The sequence below is a fragment of the Comamonas trifloxystrobinivorans genome, assembly GCF_043359985.1.
GTDB classification, from domain to species: domain Bacteria; phylum Pseudomonadota; class Gammaproteobacteria; order Burkholderiales; family Burkholderiaceae_C; genus Comamonas; species Comamonas trifloxystrobinivorans.
The window spans coordinates 1-18,503 of record NZ_JBHZGV010000008.1; the positions used below are offsets into that span (position 1 = coordinate 1).

Annotated in this window: 13 protein-coding genes and 6 tRNA genes; 2 read left to right on the forward strand and 17 right to left on the reverse strand. The window is 59.9% G+C overall.

All coding sequences use genetic code 11. The annotated features are described in order from the left end of the window. A partial coding sequence (locus ACFIQF_RS10580) for a hypothetical protein (RefSeq protein WP_393942639.1) occupies window positions 1–261 on the forward strand: 261 nt, incomplete at its 5' end. A gap of 134 nt (window positions 262–395) precedes the next feature. Here the strand turns inward: ACFIQF_RS10580 and ACFIQF_RS10585 are convergent. From ACFIQF_RS10585 to ACFIQF_RS10665, 17 genes are all read right to left on the reverse strand, one after another. Continuing rightward, window positions 396–875: a hypothetical protein gene (locus ACFIQF_RS10585; protein ID WP_393942640.1), complete on the reverse strand. Its 480-nt coding sequence runs from the start codon at window positions 873–875 to the stop codon at window positions 396–398. Window positions 876–877: 2 nt separating this feature from the next. Further along, a complete protein-coding gene (locus tag ACFIQF_RS10590) occupies window positions 878–1,726 on the reverse strand; it encodes a hypothetical protein (RefSeq protein WP_393942641.1) in 849 nt (282 codons plus the stop codon). A 257-nt stretch (window positions 1,727–1,983) separates the two neighbouring features. After that, on the reverse strand, window positions 1,984–2,517 hold the full coding sequence (locus ACFIQF_RS10595; RefSeq protein WP_393942643.1) for a YgjP-like metallopeptidase domain-containing protein: 534 nt from the start codon (window positions 2,515–2,517) through the stop codon (window positions 1,984–1,986). A 109-nt stretch (window positions 2,518–2,626) separates the two neighbouring features. Then, window positions 2,627–3,250, reverse strand: coding sequence for a DUF6806 family protein (locus ACFIQF_RS10600; protein ID WP_393942645.1), 624 nt, complete (start codon window positions 3,248–3,250; stop codon window positions 2,627–2,629). 460 nt (window positions 3,251–3,710) lie between these two features. Beyond that, window positions 3,711–3,799, reverse strand: a tRNA-Leu gene (locus ACFIQF_RS10605). Between the two features lie 63 nt (window positions 3,800–3,862). Continuing rightward, window positions 3,863–5,461 (reverse strand): phospholipase D family protein, encoded by a 1,599-nt coding sequence (locus ACFIQF_RS10610; protein ID WP_393942646.1) that lies wholly within the window; start codon window positions 5,459–5,461, stop codon window positions 3,863–3,865. Window positions 5,462–5,620: 159 nt separating this feature from the next. Next, a tRNA-Gly gene (locus tag ACFIQF_RS10615) sits at window positions 5,621–5,696 on the reverse strand. A gap of 37 nt (window positions 5,697–5,733) precedes the next feature. Beyond that, a tRNA-Gly gene (locus ACFIQF_RS10620) sits at window positions 5,734–5,809 on the reverse strand. A gap of 48 nt (window positions 5,810–5,857) precedes the next feature. After that, window positions 5,858–5,931 (reverse strand) — tRNA-Cys (locus tag ACFIQF_RS10625). Between the two features lie 42 nt (window positions 5,932–5,973). Further along, window positions 5,974–6,049, reverse strand: a tRNA-Gly gene (locus tag ACFIQF_RS10630). A 162-nt stretch (window positions 6,050–6,211) separates the two neighbouring features. Beyond that, a complete protein-coding gene (gene lon / locus ACFIQF_RS10635; protein ID WP_393942647.1) occupies window positions 6,212–8,656 on the reverse strand; it encodes an endopeptidase La in 2,445 nt (814 codons plus the stop codon). Between the two features lie 188 nt (window positions 8,657–8,844). After that, window positions 8,845–10,116 (reverse strand): ATP-dependent Clp protease ATP-binding subunit ClpX, encoded by a 1,272-nt coding sequence (clpX, locus tag ACFIQF_RS10640; protein ID WP_393942649.1) that lies wholly within the window; start codon window positions 10,114–10,116, stop codon window positions 8,845–8,847. Between the two features lie 120 nt (window positions 10,117–10,236). After that, on the reverse strand, window positions 10,237–10,845 hold the full coding sequence (gene clpP / locus ACFIQF_RS10645; RefSeq protein ID WP_393942650.1) for an ATP-dependent Clp endopeptidase proteolytic subunit ClpP: 609 nt from the start codon (window positions 10,843–10,845) through the stop codon (window positions 10,237–10,239). Window positions 10,846–11,008: 163 nt separating this feature from the next. Next, entirely contained in the window at window positions 11,009–12,319 is a 1,311-nt protein-coding gene (tig, locus tag ACFIQF_RS10650) for a trigger factor (RefSeq protein ID WP_393942652.1), read from the reverse strand. Window positions 12,320–12,687: 368 nt separating this feature from the next. Next, a tRNA-Leu gene (locus tag ACFIQF_RS10655) sits at window positions 12,688–12,774 on the reverse strand. A 142-nt stretch (window positions 12,775–12,916) separates the two neighbouring features. Further along, window positions 12,917–16,174, reverse strand: a complete 3,258-nt coding sequence (locus ACFIQF_RS10660; RefSeq protein WP_393942653.1) for an efflux RND transporter permease subunit — start codon at window positions 16,172–16,174, stop codon at window positions 12,917–12,919. A gap of 9 nt (window positions 16,175–16,183) precedes the next feature. Then, complete coding sequence (locus ACFIQF_RS10665) at window positions 16,184–17,374, reverse strand: efflux RND transporter periplasmic adaptor subunit (RefSeq protein WP_393942655.1); 1,191 nt, start codon at window positions 17,372–17,374, stop codon at window positions 16,184–16,186. 164 nt (window positions 17,375–17,538) lie between these two features. Here ACFIQF_RS10665 and hpnC point away from each other — a divergent pair, with 164 nt between their 5' ends. Next, window positions 17,539–18,426, forward strand: coding sequence for a squalene synthase HpnC (hpnC, locus tag ACFIQF_RS10670; protein ID WP_393942656.1), 888 nt, complete (start codon window positions 17,539–17,541; stop codon window positions 18,424–18,426). Window positions 18,427–18,503 lie beyond the last annotated feature (77 nt).

Consider the following 18,503-nt stretch of genomic DNA (forward strand, 5'->3'; position numbering starts at 1 on the left):
TCTATAGCGGGGTTTGCGGGGCTGACTCATGCAGCAAGCCTACCGCTGGAAGAGCAACGATTTATGCAACAACGCCCATTAGATTTAGAAATTAAATTTTTGTCAAAATCATCATTACATTTAAATAGTTTTATTTTAAAAAATAAGCCAATATTATCTGACTCCTTGGAGCGGTTCGGGCAATCAGCCCCACTGTTACACCGCCTTCTCGTAGCGGGACACAAAACAGGTTACCTTCAGTATATTTTTTCATTGTCATGAAAAACAACCCCATCGGCATTTAAAAATTTACTCTTCATTACCACTATACCTAATAATATTTATTTCACACCACAATCCCAAACACCTCAAGAAATAAATATTCAACCACAAACAAAAATACAGATACTGGGATTTTATTGCATTTCTGGAACAATTACCTTTTTTAAAAATTCCAGCCTAGACTCCAAACTCTCTGCATTCTCCAATGTTGGCTCAACATCCACCGGAATTACGCTATTCAAATCATCGCCATTTCTAACAGCATCCACCCAATCTCCCATAACATCTATATAAACGAGCAATGCCTCCAGAGGCGTTCGCGTATCCCCCTCATACGTAATATAAGCCGAAGGCAGATCACCAACAACCACCCAGACTTGCTCATCCACGTCATCATTTATAGGTTCAATTTTAATAAGAAATATTGCCAAAATACCCGGAAATACAGACCCAACATACACATCATTAATCTTCACACACCATTTTTGACTTGCAATAAAATCCACAGCCTCACAATGCATTTTTATTTGCAAATCCACCGATCCAGCATTTTTTATGCAATTGAGTTGATATAAATTCCACTCAATTAAATTCAAATAATTAGTTTTACTCATATTCACTTAACCATGGACCAGCGGCCCATTTTTGCAGCGCCCGGCGCTATATCACCAAAATCGAGCAGCAGGCTTTTGCCCGCTGGCTCGTCCCCGACATAGCCGCCCAGGATCTGAAAGCTGATTGCCAGACCTTGGCGGTTTTCTACAATTTTGGGCTGGGCCGTGTCTATTTTGGTTTTATGCGAAGCGCCACCGCCCTGGTTTTTGATGCGGACGCCGAGCGTGAAGGGTTCGGCCACTTCAGTCTCAGGGGTGAAGGGGTCGTCGGCGTGGACGTCGCGTGGCAAGAAGTAGTCGAGCACCAGCTCAGGCTGCGGGCGCACAACAATGGCTTCGGGCGCAACGTCGACGGTGTCGGTTTTACCGTCCAAGGTGTAGGTGACTTTGGCGCCTACGTAGTAGACAGCGCCCTCGGGTTTGCTGCCACCGCTGCCAGCGGCGGGGATGATGAGCCAGTGGATGTCGGCAATGGCCTTGGGCTCGATCACGCCGCCGTTGAGGCTGGTGATGCCCGTTACCTGGTCGGTGCGGTAGAAGAAGGTGGCACCCTGGGCATTGGCGTCTGCCGTGGCGCTGACCGGGCTGTTGTTGGCATCCAGAAACAGCAGCTCGATTTGCACGTTCTCCAGTTTCTGGTCGCCCAGGCCGTTGGTGATGACCATCTTGGCGTCAAACGCCTGGCGCTCGAGTGAGAATTTTTGCTCGATGACTATCTTGACTTCGGCACACACCGCATCCGGCGCTTGCGCAAAAGCACTGCTGATGCTGTACAAAGCGCCCAACACCAACAGCACACACAAGCCCAGCCACCTTTTGCCAAACAGGCACTGACGCAATAATTTATGCATTGGACACTTCGATTAATTAACACTATTAATCAAAATGTAAGCAGCCACTCCTTTTGCTCAGCAGATCTAGATCAAAGTTAATTTAATTTCTGAATGAAAATTCAATTTTCAATTGAATCTTTCTTGTTAACCGAAAGAGCTTGTGTTGTATCAGTACATTTTGGGTGAGTGACTTGAGCGAGACCCATACCCATCAGCAACCACTTCGCTCAAGACAAATACTGCTACGCCCATCGCTCAAGACCTGAGACCAGCGTCTAACCAGCAGACTCCACCTGCCACAGCCGGTGCCCACCATTGTCCAGCCAGGTCAGGTAGAGCCGCGTTTCCAGCTCCAGCTGGTGGTACGCGGGCTCCATGTATTCGCAGAGCTGGTAGAAGGCTTTGTTGTGGTCGGTTTCGCGCAGGTGGGCCAGCTCGTGCACGGCGATCATGCGCAAGAAGGCTTCGGGCGCGTGTTTGAAGAGGCTGCCAATGCGGATTTCGTGGCGCGTCTGGGTTTTGCCGCCATGGTTTTTGCCGCTGCGCATGTGGATACCCAGCGCCTGGTAGACCAGTTGAAGCTTGCTGTCATAAACCACCTTGGCCAAGGGCGCTGCATTGCGCATGTGCTCGGCCTTGAGTTCGGTGACATAACCGTGCAATGCCTTGTCGGAGCGCAGCTGGTGCGCTTGCGGGTGGCGCTGCAGCAGCCAGTCGCCCAGCTTGCCCGATTGCAGCAAGCCTGCAGCCTGCTGCTGCAGTGCGGGCGGATAGGCTTGCAAATAGGGCAATAACACGGCTTGGGACATAGGGCTTTCAAACAACAAAGGCAGCGCGCTGGCTGCCTTGGTACACAAAACACGGGCAGCTACTGCTTCTGTAGATGCCGGCGCTTGCCTTATTGGGCAAGCAGCTGTTTCAATGCAAATGGCGTGGACGGCGGCCGCCGCCGTGTCCGCCCGAGCCACCGGCGCCGCGTGGCGGCTTGCCGATTTCCAGCGAATCGACCAGTGCATCAAAGCGCTGGCTGAACAGCTTGTCGATCTCGCCCACGACACCTTGCAGTTCGCTGGCGTCGAAATGGCGTTCCATCATGTTGACCACGTCTTGCACCAGCATGTCGCGCTGCACTTGCATGATAGCGGCCGGCGTGGGACCGACGAAGAGCATCATGAAGTCGTCGCGCGATTCGGCGCTGCGGTCCTGGTCTTCGTCGTCAAACTCGGCGTCGTAGAAGGTGACTTCGATGGCCGAGCCTTGTTCGGCCAGCTCGTTGAGGTTCATGCACATGTCGTCGAGCGACTGGCGGAAATCTTCGTCGCCGCGCACCGTCCAGCACATTTGCAGCATGTGGTCCTTGGGCTCGAACAAGATGCCCGGCTCTTCTTCGTAAGCGCTTTCTGCGCCATCCACCAGCGATTTGGCGCCTGCGTAGTGCCACAGGGGCTTGAGCGCCTCTTGCAACTGGTCAAAACCCACATCGGCGCGCAGCAGCACCTGGCCGTGGACATGGATCTCAAAGGGTGGGTTGTAACTGGGCATGTTCTGTACCTTCCTAAATCGGAGCGGCGGCTTGCACCGCCCGCCCCTGGCCTGAGGGTGCGCCTGCCGCCCACCCGAGCGGCGGCGCCTCCACACTATCTGGTATTGTGCCCGGTTTGTCGATGGACGGCCGAAGAAAAAAGGTTCATCACGAATGTCTCGGGGGGCGCAAGTGTAGTGGCGAAGCCAATTGCCATGCCTTGAAGGGAGTCTTCGTTTTGAGGTGGCGGCAGAGGCGCTTATGCTTTGTTGCGATGGCTGGCCGTACCCAGGTACTGTCTGCGCCATCGACGTCGCGCCTAAGCACCTCTGACGCCATTGTGGAGAACGATTCAAGCGCCCGCTTCTCTGCTAAGCCATGCTGCTCGAATACACGTCCATCACGGCATTGTCTTCCCCGTGAATCCATGAAAAACCAGAAAAAAGCCAACAGGACCGGCCTGTTGGCTTGTTGTTCTCGTGGTGCCTCGAGCCGGGATCGAACCGGCACGCCACTTTCGCGGCACGGGATTTTAAGTCCCGGGTGTCTACCAATTTCACCATCGAGGCAGCAGAGCCCACCATTCTAGCGTTTTTGGCTGCGTTTTCCGGCCAATGGGCGACTACGGCCCGCTACAACTGCGATTCGATGGGCAAAAGGCTGATCAGCCAGGTGAGGCTGCGCAGCGCCCAGCTGGTTTCGGGCTCGCGGTCCCAGGTTTTGCCATTTTGGCTGTCCAGCCACTGCAAGCTGCCGTTGGGTGCCAAGCTGACTTTGTAGCTGGTGTCGGGTTGTTTGGCATCGTCAAACAGGGCAATCAGCTCTTGGGCCAAGGCGGGGTGCTCAAACAGCACGCCCATTTCGGTGTTGAGCGAGGCAGAGCGCGGGTCGAAGTTGAACGATCCGACAAAGCCCCTCTCACCATCGACGATGAAGGCCTTGGTGTGCAAGCTGGCGCCGCTGCTGCCGATGACGGCGGTTTTACCGCTCGAATCCCCGCGATCCTCCGGTGCGCGAGCGCTGCTGCGGTCGCCCGGTTTCAGCTCCCATAAACGCACGCCCGATTGCAGCAGCGGCTGGCGGTAACGCTCGTAGCCGGCATGAACAGCAGGCACGTCGTTGGCGGCCAGCGAGTTGGTCAAGATGCCTACATCCACACCGCGCACGGCCATGCCGCTGAACAGCATGGTGCCGGTGTTACCGGGCACAAAGTATGGCGATATCAGGCGCAGCTCTTTTTTGGCGGTAAAGAGGCTTTGCAATACGTCGAACATCAGCCAGTATTCGGGCGCCCGGCCGGTTTCTACAGGCCCTGCCTTGGCCGGCGGGTCGGACAACACCCGCAGCTGCTTCACCCAATGCCAGCGCTCCGGGCCATACACGGCTTCTGGCTGTGCCATGAGCTGCGCTACAGCGGCCGAAAATTCTGAGGCCTGCAGCTTGGCACGCCACTGCTCGCGCTGAGCCTGTACTTTGTCCAGCAAGCCGACATCGCTCTCGCCGTGCATGGCGGCAATGGGAATGACGGATTGGCTGTTCCAGAATTCGTCAAAAATGGCGCTGGTTTGCGCCACGCCTTCGCCCACCATCAGCAAATCGGCATCGTGGAAGTTGACCTTGGCGGCGTCGAAGTACTCATTGCCAATGTTGCGCCCGCCCACCAGGGCGACGCGGTTGTCGGCCACCCAGGCCTTGTTGTGCATGCGGCGGTTGAAGCTGAATACGCGCAAGACCATTTCCATGCCGCGCGCCCAGGTGGAGCCCCGGTTGCGGGCCGGGTTGAACAGGCGTACTTCGAGGTTGGGGTGAGCGTCCATGGCCAGCAGGCTTTTGTCGAGGCCCATGCCGTTCATGTCGTCGATCAACACGCGCACTCGCACGCCCCGTTCGGCGGCGGTCAGCAACTCGTCTTTGAGGGCGCGGCCGGTCAGGTCGTCGTGCCACAGGTAGTACTGCACATCAAGGCTGCGGCCAGCATGGCGAGCCGTCTGTGCCCGTAAGGCATAGGCCTGCAGGTTGTCGTTGACGAGGATGGCCCCAGTCGTGCCTGGGTGCTCGGCCAATAGCGGCGTGGCCCAGCGATCCAAAGCGGTCTGGTCTGCCGAGATGGGCAGTGCCTTGGTGGCTTCGCCCACCGCACGGCGAGCGAACTGGCCCCAGGACCAGACGGATGCAGCGCCCAGCACCACCAATGCCAAACCTATCACCAGCAGCCATTTGAGCCATTTCATGCGCGCGTCCAGCCTTTCCTTGCTGGAGAGCAATATAGCAGCGCGTGTTCGGAATGCCGTAGGAGCGAGGCGGATGTTGGGCGCACCGCATGCCGAGGGCGTGCAGAAGATGCAGACACCAGACGCAAAAAAGGAGTCCGAAGACTCCTTTTGCTTTATTGGAGCGGGAAAACGGGTTCGAACCGTCGACCTATACCTTGGCAAGGTATCGCTCTACCAACTGAGCTATTCCCGCAGGGCTGGGGCAAAAAACTTTGCTCCAGCTTTGAAACTGGAGCGGGAAAACGGGTTCGAACCGTCGACCTATACCTTGGCAAGGTATCGCTCTACCAACTGAGCTATTCCCGCAATTTGTTCGTTTTTCCACGAACCCAAAACATACTGACCAGCATCTTTTGGAGGCGCGAACCAGAGTCGAACTGGTCTAACCGGATTTGCAATCCGGGGCATAACCGCTTTGCTATCGCGCCTTGGATTGTTTGCTGCCGTGGCGCTAGCCACAACTGCGAATTTGGAGCGGGAAAACGGGTTCGAACCGTCGACCTATACCTTGGCAAGGTATCGCTCTACCAACTGAGCTATTCCCGCGCATCCTTTTTATCGGAAGTCGATCATTATATACCGGCTTCGTGATGAGATGCATTGTAGCGCATATTTTTTCGTCCAAAAGCGAAACAGGCCCGTTTTTCACAACAGGCCTGTTTTATTGCTCTGGCTCCAGCGCTTTTACGCTCGCCTTCCGCGTTGGGCTCAGTGCTTGACGGCGCGTGCGCGGCGTGCCGGCGCGGCCTTGGCAGCTGTTGCAGCCACAGCGGCAGCAGGCGCCGCCTCGGCCACGGCTTCGTCGCTCAGCGGCACGGGCTTGGCTTCCAGGGCGATGTCGAGCACCTTGTCGATCCAGCGCACGGGCACGATTTCCATACCGCTTTTCACGTTGTCTGGAATCTCGGCCAGGTCTTTGACGTTTTCTTCCGGGATCAGCACCGTCTTGATGCCGCCGCGCAGCGCTGCCAGCAGCTTCTCCTTCAGGCCGCCAATCGCGGTGACTTCGCCACGCAGCGTGATTTCGCCCGTCATGGCCACATCAGCGCGCACGGGGATACCCGACAGTGCCGATACCAGCGCCGTCGTCATGGCTGCGCCAGCGCTCGGGCCGTCTTTGGGCGTTGCGCCGTCGGGCACGTGGATGTGAATATCGCGCTTTTCGAACACGTCGTCGCGAATGCCCAGCGAGCGGGCGCGGCTGCGCACCACGGTGCGAGCAGCCTCGACCGATTCCTTCATCACATCGCCGAGCGAGCCCGTGCGGTTGATGACGCCCTTGCCCGGCATGGCAGCGGCTTCGATGGTCAGCAGATCGCCACCCACCTCAGTCCAAGCCAGGCCCACGACCTGGCCGACCTGGTTTTTCTGCTCGGCGTGGCCGTAGGTGTACTTGCGCACACCCAGGTAATCGGGCAGGTTGTCAGCGGTCACCAGCACAGGCGCTTTGTCTTTGCCCAGCTGGATGTTCTTGACCACCTTGCGGCAGATCTTGGAGAGCTCGCGCTCTAGCGAGCGCACGCCCGCTTCACGCGTGTAGTAGCGCACGATGTCGCGCACCGCGTCTTCGCGCAATTCCAACTCGCCGTCCTTGACGCCGTTGTTCTCGATCTGCTTGGGCAGCAGGTAGCGCACGGCGATGTTGGTTTTCTCGTCTTCGGTGTAGCCCGAGAGACGGATCACTTCCATGCGGTCGAGCAGCGCCGGCGGGATGTTCATCGAGTTCGAGGTGGCGACGAACATGACGTCGCTCAAGTCGAAATCGACTTCCACATAGTGGTCGCCGAACTTGTTGTTCTGCTCGGGGTCGAGCACTTCGAGCAGCGCGCTCGAAGGGTCACCACGGAAATCCATGCCCAGCTTGTCGATTTCGTCCAGCAGGAACAAGGGGTTGCGCGTGCCGACCTTGGTCAGGCTTTGCAGCACCTTGCCCGGCATGGCGCCGATGTAGGTGCGGCGGTGGCCGCGAATCTCGGCCTCGTCGCGCATGCCACCCAGCGCCATGCGCACGTACTTGCGACCCGTGGCTTTGGCGATGGATTGGCCGAGCGAGGTTTTACCCACGCCAGGAGGGCCTACCAGGCACAGGATGGGCGCCTTGACCTTGTCAACGCGCTGCTGCACCGCGAGGTATTCGAGGATGCGGTCCTTGACCTTTTCCAGACCGTAGTGGTCGGAGTTAAGCACTTCTTCAGCGGCCACCAGGTCTTTCTTGACCTTGGTTTTCTTGGCCCAGGGCAGGTTGCACAGGGTTTCGAGGAAGTTGCGCACCACCGAGGCTTCGGCCGACATGGGCGACATGAGCTTGAGCTTTTTCAGCTCGGCCTCGGCCTTTTTGCGGGCCTCTTGCGGCATTTTGGCCAGCTGGATTTTCTTCTCCAGCTCTTCCAGATCAGCGCCATCTTCGCCTTCGCCCAGCTCTTTTTGGATGGCCTTGACCTGCTCGTTCAGATAGAAGTCGCGCTGGCTCTTTTCCATCTGCTTTTTGACGCGGCCACGGATTTTCTTGTCGACATTGAGAATGTCGACTTCGCGCTCCAGCTGGTCGTACAGGTTTTCCAGGCGCTCTTGCACCTTTTGCAGCTCCAGCACCGCTTGCTTGTTTTCGAGCTTGAGCGGCAGGTGTGCAGCAATGGTGTCGGCCAGGCGGCCGGCGTCTTCAAGCCCGGCGATCGAGGTGAGGATCTCGGACGGGATTTTTTTGTTGAGCTTGACGTACTGGTCAAACTGCTGCATCACCGCACGGCGCAGGGCCTCGATCTCGCTGGCCTTGTCGGCCGCGTCACCGGCCTCGATGGGCGTGACCTGGGCGGTGAAGTACTCTTCGCCTTCGGTGATCTGGTTGACCGTGGCACGCTGCACGCCTTCGACCAGCACCTTGACGGTGCCGTCGGGCAGTTTGAGCATCTGCAGAATGGTCGAGACGCAGCCGACGCCGAACATGTCAGCCACCGAAGGATCGTCCTTGGCGGCTGTCTTCTGCGCGACGAGCATGATTTTGCGATCCGCTTCCATGGCCATCTCCAGAGCCTTGATGCTCTTGGGGCGGCCGACGAACAGCGGGATCACCATGTGCGGGAACACCACCACATCCCGAAGCGGGAGCATGGGCAGTTCCGAGGGGAAATTGGCTGGGGTATGGGTTTCGGACATGAATATCCTTTAAAGACTTTCACGAAGATGCTTCGCAAAAGTGATTTTTCAAGCCTTGGCTGCTGAAAAGCCCGGGCCCTGGGCAGATGCAGCCCGGCACTTGCACCTGCTCGCCCGCGTACGGGCAAAAATTAGCAAGCGCTGGCAACTATTTTTTGATAGCTGCCAGCGCTTGCCACGTAGAGGTTTTAAGCCTTTTTCGCTGCTTCGCGGTAGACGAGCAGCGGCGGCTTGCCTTCGTTGATCGTGGCTTCTTCCACCACCACCTTGGCGACATTGTCGGTGGTGGGCAGGTCGAACATGGTCGTCATCAGCGATTGCTCCAGGATCGAGCGCAGGCCGCGGGCACCAGTTTTGCGTGCCAGCGCCTTTTTGGCGATGGCGGTGAGCGCATCCGGGCGCACTTCCAGCTCAACGCCTTCCATGCCGAGCAGCTTGTTGTACTGCTTGACCAGCGCGTTTTTGGGCTGGGTCAGGATTTGCACCAGCGCGTCTTCCGACAGCTCGGCCAGCGCGGTGACCACCGGCAGACGGCCAACGAGCTCAGGGATGATGCCGAACTTGATCAGGTCTTCGGGCTCGATGTCACGGAAAGCTTCCGAGATGGAGCGCTGCTGCTTGCTCTTGACCGTGGCGCTGAAGCCGATGCCCGAGGCCTCGGAGCGGTTTTCAATCACCTTCTCCAGGCCAGCAAAAGCGCCGCCGCAGATGAACAGGATATTGGTGGTGTCCACCTGCAGAAAATCCTGGTTCGGGTGCTTGCGGCCACCTTGGGGCGGGATCGAGGCCATCGTGCCTTCGATCAGCTTGAGCAGCGCCTGCTGCACGCCTTCACCCGAAACGTCGCGGGTGATCGAGGGGTTGTCGGCCTTGCGCGTGATTTTGTCGATTTCGTCGATGTAGACGATGCCGCGCTGGGCGCGCTCCACATCGTAGTTGCAGCTTTGCAGCAGCTTTTGCACGATGTTCTCGACGTCTTCACCCACGTAGCCGGCTTCGGTCAGCGTGGTGGCGTCGGCCATCACAAAGGGCACATTCAGCTGGCGCGCCAGGGTTTGGGCCAGCAAGGTTTTGCCCGAGCCGGTGGGGCCGATCAGCAAGATATTGCTCTTGGCCAGCTCCACCTCGTCTTTGCCCGCCTTGTCTTTGTGCAGCAGACGCTTGTAGTGGTTGTACACCGCCACCGCCAGCGTGCGCTTGGCCGCGTCCTGACCGATCACATAGTTGTCCAGATTGGACTTGATGTCGGCTGGCGTGGGCAGATCGTTGCCCTTGACCTTCTCGCCCTCCTTGCCTTCCGCCGCCACTTCGTCTCGCACGATGTCGTTGCACAGGTTGATGCATTCATCGCAAATGAACACGGACGGGCCAGCGATGAGTTTCTTGACCTCATGCTGGCTTTTGCCGCAGAACGAGCAGTACAGGGTTTTTTCGCTGGATGAGCCTTTTTTCTCGGCCATGGGGGCAATGCCTTCAATTCGAATCTATATGGAAACCAATGATAACCAACTACAAAGCGGCCGCAACCCGCAGGGTTTGCGCCGCTTTGTGGGGTTATTGTGCGCCGGGGGGCGTAGGCCTCAGGGGCGCTTTTCGACCACGGTGTCGATCAGGCCGTATTCCTGCGCCTCAGGGGCGGTCATGAAATAGTCACGCTCGGTGTCGTGCTTGACCTTTTCGTAGGTCTGGCCGGTGCGCTCGGCCAGGATGCGGTTCATCTGCTCCTTGGTGCGGATGATGTCGCGGGCGTGGATCTCGATATCGGTCGCCTGGCCGCGTGCGCCGCCCAGCACCTGGTGGATCATGATCTTGGAGTTGGGCAGCGAGTAGCGCTTGCCCTTCTCGCCAGCGGCCAGCAGGAAAGCACCCATGCTGGCGGCAAAGCCCAGGCACATGGTCGAGACCTGGGGCTTGATGAACTGCATGGTGTCGTAGATGGCCATGCCGGCCGTCACGCTGCCACCGGGCGAGTTGATGTAGAAGGAAATGTCCTTGTCGGGGTTTTCGCTTTCCAGGAACAGCATCTGGGCGACCACGAGGTTGGCGCTTTGGTCGTTGACCTCGCCCACCAGAAAGATCACGCGGTCCTTGAGCAGACGCGAGTAAATGTCAAACGAACGCTCTCCGCGACCCGATTGCTCGATCACCATGGGGATCAGACCCAAGTTTTGCATCTCTTGTGCGCTCATTACTTCTCCGTTGAAGAAAGGTTGGTAGCCAGCCCAGTGCCTGCAGCCTGCTGCGGCCTAGCGCCAACTGTACCCCAAGAAAATGGGGCCTGTGCCCAAAAGCACAAGCCCCGTCGATCCTGCGGCTGCCAGCCAACAACGGGCCAGCAGCAGCGGCCAGCCTTTAGGCTTGGCCCATCAGCTCGTCGAACGACACCTTCTTGTCCGTGACCTTGGCTTGGCCCAGCACGAACTCGGTGACATTGTTTTCAATTACCACGGCCTCGACTTCGGCCAGACGTTGGCGGTCACCAAAGTACCAGCGCACCACGTCTTCGGGCTTTTCGTAGCTCGAAGCCAGGTCGTCCACGTGGGCCTTGATTTGCTCAGGCGTAGCTTCCAGCTTGTTGGCCTTGACCAGCTCGGCCACCACCAGACCCAGGCGCACGCGGCGCTCGGCTTGGGGCAGGAACACGTCGGCAGGGATTTCAGCCTTGTCAGCGTCCTTGATGCCGCGTTGCTTGAGTTCAGCGCGGGCGCCTTCCAGCAGGCGGCCGACTTCGGCTTCCACGCTGGCCTTGGGCAGGTCGAGCTCAGCCTTGCCAACCAGGGCTTCCATCACGGCTTGCTTGTTGCGCGACTGGACGCGGAACTTCACTTCGCGCTCCAGGTTCTTCTTGATGTCGGCGCGCAGTCCTTCGACGGAGCCGTCAGCAATGCCCAGGGTCTTGGCAAAGGCTTCGGTCACTTCGGGCAGGTTGGCGGCTTCGACCTTGTTCACGGTCACCAGGAAGTCGGCGGTCTTGCCGGCCACGTCCTTGCCGTGGTAGTCCTCAGGGAATGCCAGCGGGAAGGTCTTGGATTCGCCGGTCTTCATGCCACGCACGGCGTCTTCGAATTCCTTGAGCATCTGGCCTTCGCCGATCAGGAACTGGAAGGCTTCAGCCTTGCCGCCAGCGAAGGGTTCGCCGTCGATCTTGCCTTCGAAGTCCACAGTCACGCGGTCGCCATCGACAGCAGCTGCATCGGCAGGGCGCTGGGCGAAGGTGCGACGCTGCTTGCGCAGAATGTCGATGGTCTTGTCGATGGCAGCGTCGTCCACGTCAGCGTTCAGCTTTTCGACTTCGGCCGAGGCCAAGTCGCCAATCTTCACTTCGGGGAACACTTCGAACACGGCGTCGAAGGCCAGTTCGCCCTCAGGAGCGCCTTCCTTCTCGGTGATCTTGGGCTGGCCGGCCACGCGCAGTTCAGCTTCGTTGGCAGCCTTGGCAAAAGCCTCGCCCACCTTTTCGTTCAGCACTTCGTACTGCACGGAATAGCCATAGCGCTGTGCCACCACGTTCATCGGCACCTTGCCAGGACGGAAACCGTCCATCTTCACGGTGCGGGCCAGGCGCTTCAAGCGGCTGTCCACTTCGGTTTGCACGGATGCGAGAGGCAAGCTCAGCGAAATTTTGCGCTCGAGCTTTTCAAGGGTTTCAACATTCACTGCCATGGTTATTCCTAGTTAGGCACGAACCCTGCTGGCCACAGTACAAAAGCACCGGTTGACAACCTGGGGTCCCGTTGGACAGGCGGCTGGCCTCAAGTCCAGCGCGCCCAATAAATCAAACGATCGCGGCGCCAGCCATCTGCGATGACCGGCAAAAACCAGGGCCTTCATCGGCCCGGCGCCGTTAACCGAAACCGAACATTATATATAAAGCTGCCTCTTTTCCCCGCAGCTTTCCACGGGCTTTGGCGCACAGGCGCCAGCTTTTGCCGCCGCCACCCGGCCAAGAAAAAAGCCGAACTTCGTTCAAGAAATTCGGCTTTATCAGTGTTTTCAGCAATACCAGCATACGCTGGCAGCTATCAATTTTGTGGTGCGCGGGGCGGGACTCGAACCCGCACAGTGTTGCCACCGTCAGGACCTAAACCTGGTGCGTCTACCAATTTCGCCACCCGCGCGGTGCCGGGCCGGGCTGGAGCACTGCTCCGCCCATCCCGTCTTAGGTCAATCGACAATTCTACATGCAAGCGCAAGGCATTTTGGCCAAAACTGGCCAAAATGCGCGCTAACGGTAGCCAACCTGCAGCGGCATGCTGCACCTCAAACTGCGGCCGACAAGGGCACGCCGCTGTGCTCGGTTTTCACCCGGTACCAGGCAGCGTACATGGCCGGCAGCGCCAGCAAGGTCAGCACCGTGGCAACGATCAGCCCGCCCATGATGGCCACGGCCATCGGGCCCCAGAAGATGCTGCGCGAGAGCGGAATCATGGCCAGCACGGCAGCGGCTGCAGTCAGCGCGATCGGGCGCAGGCGGTGCGTGGCCGCTTCGACGATGGCGTCGAAAGTAGACAGGCCAGCAGCATGGTTAGCCTCAATCTGGTCGATCAGAATCACCGAGTTGCGCTGAATCATGCCCATGAGCGCAATCACGCCCAGCAAGGCGACAAAGCCGAAAGGCCGGTTCAGCAGCAGCAGCGCCGCCGTCACGCCCGAGATGCCCAAAAAGCCGGTGATGTAGACCAGCACCGAGCGGCTGAAGCTGTGCAATTGCAGCATCAGCAAGGTGAAGACGATGAACACCATGATCGGCATGCCCGCCGCAATGGAGTCCGAGCCCTTGGCGCTTTCTTCCACCGCGCCAGCGATTTCGATGTGGTACTGGTTCAGCCCCTTGGCCGCCCAGCCTTGCTGCAGCTGCTGCAAGGCCGGCCACAGGCGCTGCGTGACCGTCGGCCCCTGCAGGCCGGCCGCCACATCGCCTTGCACGGTGATCGAGTACTCGCGCCCCTGGCGCCACAGAATGCCCGGCTCCCAGACAAAGCTGGGCTTGGCGATTTGCGACAGCGGTATGGCCCGCCCACTGCTCGAAGCCACGTAGGCATTGCCCACATCGGTGACCGCCTGGCGCTCGTCCACAGGCTGGCGCAAGACCATGTCGATCAGCTTGTCGCCTTCGCGGTACTGGCCAATGGTGTTGCCGGCCAATTGGGTGCGCGTGGCCTGGGCGATGTCCTGGTTGCTCACGCCCAGCGCCCGCGCCTTGCTCTGGTCTACCTCCAGGCGCAGCACCTTGATGGATTCGTTCCAGTTGTCGTTCACACCGCGCATGTCGGGCGATGCCTCCAGCTGCGCCCTCACCTCGTTGGCCAGTTGGCGCAGCAGCACCGGGTCTTGCCCCATCACGCGGAACTGCACCGGGTAAGGCACGGGCGGCCCGCTGGGCAGCAGTTTGACGCGGGCACGCACCTCGGGAAACTCCTGCGCCAGCAAGCCGGGCAGCTGCTTCATCAAACGATCACGCTCGGCCAGGTTGCTGGGCAGCAAAATCAGCTGCGACACATTGGTCTGCGGGAAGATCTGGTCCAGCGGCAGGTAAAAGCGCGGCACGCCCGAGCCTATCCACGAGGTGACCGATTCCATGCCCTCTTGCGCTTGCATGCGGGCTTCGATGCGGCGCGTCACCTCTTCGTTCGCGGCCATGCTTGCGCCTTCGGGCAGCCACACGTCCATCAAAATTTCGGTGCGGTTGGAATCAGGGAAGAACTGCTGCTGCACCTTGGTCATGCCAAACAGGCCGAGCACAAACACCGCAATCGTGATGCCGATGGTGAGCCAGCGGTGCACCACGCACCAAGCCACCGTGCGGCGGAAGGCGTTGTAGAACGGCGTATCGAACAGCTCGTGGTGCACCGCGCCGTCGGCACCGGCTGCATGCTTGGGCTTTTTCAGCAGCACCGTGCCCAGATATGGCACAAAGTACACCGAAGCCACCCAGCTGATGACCAGCGCAATCACCGTCACCGCAAAAATCGCAAACGTGTACTCGCCGGTGGTCGATTTGGCGATACCGATGGGCATGAAGCCGGCTGCCGTGATCAGGGTGCCGGTCAGCATCGGTTTGGAGGTGATGTCGTACGCCGCCGACGCTGCGCTGAGCTTGTCGTAGCCCTCTTCGAGCTTGCGCACCATCATCTCGACGGCAATGATCGCGTCGTCCACCAACAGGCCCAGCGCAATGATCAGCGAGCCGAGCGACACCTTGTGCAAGCCGATATTCCAGTACCACATGGCCAGAAAAGTGGCCGCCAGCACCAGCGGAATCGTGATGCCCACCACCAGGCCGGGGCGCGGGTCCACGCTGATGCGGCGCCACAGCGCTTCCGGCCCTTTGCGGATGTGCAGGCCCAGGCTGAGAAAGCTCACAGCCAGCACAATCACCACCGCCTCGATCAGCGTGTGCACAAACTCGTTGACCGAGGTGGACACCGCCTTGGGCTGGTCTTGCACATTGGCCAGCGTCATGCCGGCGGGCAGGGTTTGCGCAATCTTGGCGCTGGCTGCGTGCAGGTTCTTGCCCAGCGCAATCACGTCGCCGCCCTTGCGCATGGAAATACCCAGCGCCACCGTGGGCTGACCCTGGTAGTGCACCTTGGTCTTGGCCGGGTCGATATAGCTGCGGTAAATGTTGGCAATATCGCCCAGCTTGAGCTGCGCGCCAGCCGGGCCGCGAATCGGCATAGCCTTCACATCTTCCAGCCGCGTGAACTCGCCACTCACCTCCACCTGCACGCGGTCGGCAGCGGCTTGCACTTCGCCACCGCTTTGCACCGCGTTTTGCTGGCCGAGCTGGCCGATCACCTGGTTCATGTCCAGCCCGAGCTGGGCCAGTTTGCTGCGTGAAATCTCGATGAACAGCTTTTCATCCTGCACACCGAACAGCTCCACCTTGGCCACGTCTTTCACGCGCAACAGACTCTGGCGCACGCTGTCGGCGTATTCCTTGAGCTCGGCGTAGCTGTAGCCTTCGCCCTGCAAAGCGTAGATCACGCCGTACACATCGCCGAAATCGTCGTTGAAGAACGGCCCCAGCACGCCTTGCGGCAGGGTGGCGCGCATGTCGCCGATCTTTTTGCGCACCGTCAGCCAGGTCTGCGGCACCTCGGCGGGCTTGGTGTCCTCGCGCAGATTCAGAATGATCAGCGTCTCGCCCGGCTTGGAGTAGCTGACTATCTTGTCGGCGCCCGGCACGTCTTGCAAAGTGCGCTCGAGCTTGTCGGTCACCTGCTCGGCAATCTGCTGCGCCGTGGCGCCCGGCCAGTAGGCCGACACCACCATGGCGCGGAAGGTGAAAGGCGGGTCCTCGTCCTGGCCCAACTGGAAATACGCGCCCAGGCCCAGCACCAGCAGCACGATCAGCAAATAGCGCGTCAGCGGCACATGCTGCAAAGCCCAGCGCGAAAGATTGAAACCCTTGCTGACCCAGTGCTTTTCAGCCGGGGCCGTATTGGCAGGCGAAGCTTCAGAACCCGTAGCAGGCTCGGAAGACGAAGGTGTAGAAGGCGTTGCCCGATCTTGCATACCGCCCTCTCAAGGCTTGGCGGCGGCCGCTGCCGCATCGCCCGCCACCACCGAATTGCCCGCAGCCGCTGCCTGCGGGTCTTGCGTCTTGTCGTACTTGGACTGGAAAACCGTCACCTTCTGCCCGGCGCTCAGCACATGCACGCCTGCAATCACCACTTGCTGGCCAGCCTTCAAGCCGCTTTGGATTACCGCCTCGTTGCCATCAATGCGCGCCACACCCACTGCCTGCGGCTGCACGCTGGAGCTGGCGGCGTCAAACACCCATACCTGGCTTTTGCCAGCCTTCTCCCACAGCGCCGCCAAAGGCAGCTTGATGGCCTGCGCCGCCGGGCTGGCATCGCCTTGCAAGCCTTGTGGAATCACCGTCACCGTGGCGCCCAGCTTGGGCAAGCGCTCGGGGTCGGCCGCGTCCAATGTGGCCTTGACCTGGTAAGTGCGCGTGGCCGCATCAGCGCTGGCCGCCACTTCGCGAATATGGGCAGTGAGCAGTTCCTCGTCGGGCCACACCTTGAGCTGCACCGGCTGGCCAGTCTTGGTCTGCGCAATGCGGTCTTCGGGCACGGCAAACACGGCGTCGCGCGCGCCATCCTTGGCAATGCGCAACACGGGCGCACCGGCAGCTACCACTTGGCCGGGCTCTACGTTGACTGCAGTCACCACGCCGGCCACATCGGCCACCAGGCGCGTGTAAGCCGTCTGATTGCCCTGGGCCGCCGCGTTGGCCTTGGCCTGGTCCAACTGGGCCTGGGCCGATTTGAGCGATGCCGCATGACGCTCCATCTCGGCGGCGCTGATGAAGTTTTTGTCGCGCAGCTCTTTGAAGCGGTGGTAATTGGCCGCCGCCAGATCGCGCTGGGTAGTAGCCGCCTGCACCTGCGCCTGGGCGCCCTGCGCGGCCAAAGCGTAATCAGCGCCATCGAGCTGGGCCAGCAACTGGCCGGGCTTGACGGTCTGGCCCAGCTCGACGTTGCGGCTGAGCACCTTGCCCGCTACGCGGAAACCCAGTTGCGCCTCGGTGCGCGCCCGAATATCGCCAGCAAACTCGGCCTTGGCCACCAGCGGCGCGGCGCCCACGGTTTGCAACTTGACGGCACGCACCGGCTCAGGCGGCGCCTCCTGGCGCGAGCAGGCGGCCAGCAGACACAGCGCCAGCCCGACAGCGCCAGTACGCGCTGCCGTGAAAAGGGGATAAGACATGGATAGCTATCGAAAAAGCCCCGGAATGCTTGTGCGCCCACCGCAAAAACCACCGGAGCCGGGTCACTAATGACCAACGGGTCACTAATTTAGAGACAAGCCCGGTTGCTGTCAATCGGTGCCCAGGGCGCCTTCGGGGTTGTGGATGCGCTAGCATCGCCGCTGTGAACCGCCCTGCTCCCACATCCGCTCCCGCGCCCGCAACTGCATCCGCCACTGCGCCCGCCGTTACCCATTACGAGAACTTTCCGGTCGCCTCGTGGCTGTGCCCGCCGCGCCTGCGCCCGCCCATTGCCGCCATCTACCACTTTGCCCGCACCGCTGACGACATAGCCGACGAAGGCGAGGCCAGCGCCAGCGAACGCATTGCCGAGCTGCAGGCCTACCGCGACGAGTTAGCGCGCATTGCCACCGGCGCAGCACCGGCTGCGCGCTGGCAAACCGTGTTCGCGCCACTGCAAGCCAGCATTGCGCAATGGCAATTGCCGGTACCGCTGCTCGACGATCTGCTCAGCGCCTTCATGCAGGACATAGCCAAAACCGAGCAAGCCGCTACCTATGCCGACTGCGCCGAGCTGCTCGACTACTGCCGCCGCTCTGCCAACCCGGTGGGCCGCCTGCTGCTGCATTTATATGGCGTGAACGACGCGACATCGCTCACCCAAAGCGACGCCATCTGCAGCGCGCTGCAGCTGATCAACTTCTGGCAAGACCTGAGCGTGGACATTCCACGCGGCCGCTACTACCTGACCGACGCCGACCGCGCAGCTGCCGGCATCAGTTTGACGGCCATGCAACAGCGCCAGGATTCGCCCGCGCTGCGCCAGCTCGTCATGCAGCAGGCTGTCTGGGCACGCCAGCTCATGCTGCAAGGCGCACCGCTGGTCCACAGCATCCCCGGCCGCGCAGGCTGGGAGCTGCGCCTGGTGGTGCAAGGCGGCCTGCGCATTCTGGACAAAGTGCAAGCCCTGCAAGGCCGCAGCCTGTGGGAGCGCAAAACCGTAGGCAAGGCCGACGTACCGCTGATGCTCTGGCGCACGCTGGGGATGTGAGCAACCGGCGACTGCGAACAAGGCAGACCGAAAAAAGGCCGAACCCATACGGATTCGGCCCAAGGAGGGCTAAAACC

Coding starts and splice junctions, on each gene's coding strand:
- tig (WP_393942652.1), bottom strand. CDS start 12,319: ATGGCAGTGAATGTTGAAACCCTTGAAAAGCTCGAGCGCAAAATTTCG.
- ACFIQF_RS10665 (WP_393942655.1), bottom strand. CDS start 17,374: ATGTCTTATCCCCTTTTCACGGCAGCGCGTACTGGCGCTGTCGGGCTG.
- clpX (WP_393942649.1), bottom strand. CDS start 10,116: ATGGCCGAGAAAAAAGGCTCATCCAGCGAAAAAACCCTGTACTGCTCG.
- clpP (WP_393942650.1), bottom strand. CDS start 10,845: ATGAGCGCACAAGAGATGCAAAACTTGGGTCTGATCCCCATGGTGATC.
- ACFIQF_RS10600 (WP_393942645.1), bottom strand. CDS start 3,250: ATGCCCAGTTACAACCCACCCTTTGAGATCCATGTCCACGGCCAGGTG.
- ACFIQF_RS10595 (WP_393942643.1), bottom strand. CDS start 2,517: ATGTCCCAAGCCGTGTTATTGCCCTATTTGCAAGCCTATCCGCCCGCA.
- ACFIQF_RS10590 (WP_393942641.1), bottom strand. CDS start 1,726: ATGCATAAATTATTGCGTCAGTGCCTGTTTGGCAAAAGGTGGCTGGGC.
- ACFIQF_RS10610 (WP_393942646.1), bottom strand. CDS start 5,461: ATGAAATGGCTCAAATGGCTGCTGGTGATAGGTTTGGCATTGGTGGTG.
- ACFIQF_RS10585 (WP_393942640.1), bottom strand. CDS start 875: ATGAGTAAAACTAATTATTTGAATTTAATTGAGTGGAATTTATATCAA.
- lon (WP_393942647.1), bottom strand. CDS start 8,656: ATGTCCGAAACCCATACCCCAGCCAATTTCCCCTCGGAACTGCCCATG.
- ACFIQF_RS10660 (WP_393942653.1), bottom strand. CDS start 16,174: ATGCAAGATCGGGCAACGCCTTCTACACCTTCGTCTTCCGAGCCTGCT.